Source organism: Oceanispirochaeta sp. (genome assembly GCF_027859075.1).
In the GTDB taxonomy this organism is placed as follows: Bacteria; Spirochaetota; Spirochaetia; order DSM-2461; family DSM-2461; genus Oceanispirochaeta.
Genome location: NZ_JAQIBL010000013.1, coordinates 1 through 2,646, shown reverse-complemented (window position 1 = coordinate 2,646; position 2,646 = coordinate 1). Strand labels below are relative to the sequence as shown.

The window sequence follows — 2,646 nt, the reverse complement described above, 5'->3', positions numbered from 1 at the left end:
CTGGGGAGGGGCTACCCGCACGAAAGGGAGCTACAGCAACGGGGCGGCCTCCTTTGTCATGCCCTATCTGTTCGGGACTAAGATGAGTGGAATGGATGCGGGCAATCTGCGGCATTCCAAGTTGATCATCCTCTGGGGGTACAATGCATTTGATACCCGTATGGGATGTGAAATGCCTCCCCGCATTCTGGAAGCCAGAAAACGGGGTGTTCCTGTGGTGGTGATTGATCCCCGGAGGACACGAACCGTAGACACCATGAGTAGCTGGTGGATTCCCATCAAACCGGGAAGCGATGTGGCTCTGATGGCGGCGCTTCTGTTCTTTCTGATCCGGAATGACCTCCAGAACCATGCTTTTATTGAGACTTACAGTACAGGATTCGCACAACTCAAGGCCTATGTGATGGGGGCATCCGACGGCATTCCCAAGAGTCCGGAGTGGGCCTCAGAGATCTGCGGTATTCCTGAAGAAGAGATTGAAAAGCTGGCGGACCTTTACGGCCGGACGAAAGCTGCGGCTCTTCTGCCGGGGCTTGCTCTGCAACGGGCCATTGCCGGTGAGGAAGCCGCCCGAATGCCCGTGGCACTCCAGCTGGCAACAGGAAATATAGGGGTTCCCGGTGGAAGTTCGGGTGGTCTCTTCTGGGGGAAAATACAGGGGCCCCGGTGCGGGTCTTTTCCTGTCCTTCCTCAGGATGATCCGACTATCTCTCTGTATGAATGGCCGGATTCTATCCTTGCAGGTTCTGAGGATGACCGGTCAAGATCCATCAAAGGTGCCTATATCACCGGAAGCAATCTGCTGGCCCAGGGGAGTGACATTCAAAAAAATATCAGGGCTTTTCAAAGACTCGATTTGATCATCGGTCATGATTTATTTCTGACTCCCACCATGGCTCTCTGCGATATTGTTTTTCCGGTAGCCTCCTTTCTGGAAAGAGAGGATATTGTGAGTCCCGCGGGCAATTTTCTCCTTTATTCGGCAAAAGCTGTAGAACCACCTCCGGGTGTACTCACAGATTACGCCATCTTTTCGGCTCTGGCCGACCGTCTCGGCTTCGCCTCGGACTACACGGAAGGAAAATCGAGCTCAGACTGGATCGATTCTTTCTTGCAGGATTCCGATATCCCTGATGTTGCCGCTTTCAAAGATCAGGGTCTGTTTCAGGGACAGGAGCAGGAACGAAATGCTTTTTCTGATTTCATTATAGATCCCTCAAAACATGCTTTGCAGACTCCTTCCGGTAAAATGGAGATTTCCCCCCGAACTTATGAGGATCTGGGTTTCCCCGCCTATCCGCATTACAGGGGAGTACACCCTGAAGATCCGGCATACCCTCTGTCTTTGATCACCCCTCATCCCCTTCAGGGAATCCACTCCCAATATGCCAATATCCCCGGGTTCAGAATGGAGGAAGATCTGGGCCTCTGGATTCATCCGGAGGATGCCCTGATCCGGGGGATTCAGCAGGATTCCCTGGTTTTTCTGAGCAGTCCCCAAGGAAGGATCAAAGTGCCTGTGCGGATCACCGACGGGATCATTCCCGGGACAGTCTCTTTGAATGAAGGTCTCTGGCCGGTATTGATCCGGGACGGGGGAGACACAGTTGACCAGGCTGGATCTGTCAATATGGTGAGCTCTACCGATCCCTCCCTGCCCAGCCGATCATCCCGGACTCATACCATATTTGTGCAGGTGGCTCTTCAATAAAATATTATTGTTCCTACTGATTTTTATAACTATACTATATTGAAATAGCAGGAGTCTTCCCATGAAAATCACATCTAAAATCATTATACCCGTTGCAGTCATGCTGGTGCTGGCTGTCAGTATAATTTCCATCATCGGGTATACCAATATTTCTGTTGAAATTAATAATATCATGATGATAACGACTCAGACCACTCTGGATGAACTTATTAATCAGGTTGATAAAGTTCAAACAGATACGGAGAATCTTAAAAAATCTTTGAATGGTAATTTTCTGAGAATCGCCCGGAGTATTGCCTACTCTATTGATCAGAATCCTGATCTGCTGTCAACGAAGAGGATGCAGGAAATGGCTGCCTATACGGGTGTTGATGAAATTCATGTCGTAGACAGCCGGGGTATCCTCTTTGCTGGATCTGTTCCGGATTTTTTCGGGTTTGATTTCAGTACGAGTGAACAGACTGAACCATTTTTAAGAATGCTGGTCAATCCCAAAGCTCAGCTGGCTCAGGAACCCCAGAGGAGAGCTGTCGATGGAGTTCTTTTTCAGTATATCGGAGTCCCTCTTCCCAGCGGTACAGGATTGGTTCAGATTGGTGTTGAACCGAAAGAGCTCTCAGACCTGCTTCAATCCACAAGTCTACAGAGTATCATCGAGAAATATCCCTACGAAGAAGGAGCCTACGCATATATTATTTCTTCAGAAACCAATGAATGCATCGACCATGTCATACCGGACAGAATCGGACAGGATATGACTGAGTATGATTTTGGAAATAAGATTATCAAGGAGGGTCCCGGTCAATTTTCCTACACTTTTAATGGAATGGAAATGTATACAAGTTTCGAGAAAACGAATGAAGGAATTGTTGTCTCCGCAGTCGCAACTAAAAAATATACTGGTCGTCTGGGAAGGATACTGGTCACTCTTATAC

At 48.7% G+C, this 2,646-nt stretch carries 2 protein-coding genes; both read left to right on the top strand.

Annotation, left to right across the window (positions count from 1 at the left end):
• Window positions 1-1,711 (top strand): molybdopterin-dependent oxidoreductase (locus PF479_RS00880; RefSeq protein ID WP_298001286.1); only part of this gene is annotated, 1,711 nt, incomplete at its 5' end.
• A 61-nt stretch (window positions 1,712-1,772) separates the two neighbouring features.
• Window positions 1,773-2,646 (top strand): hypothetical protein (locus tag PF479_RS00875; protein WP_298001284.1); only part of this gene is annotated, 874 nt, incomplete at its 3' end.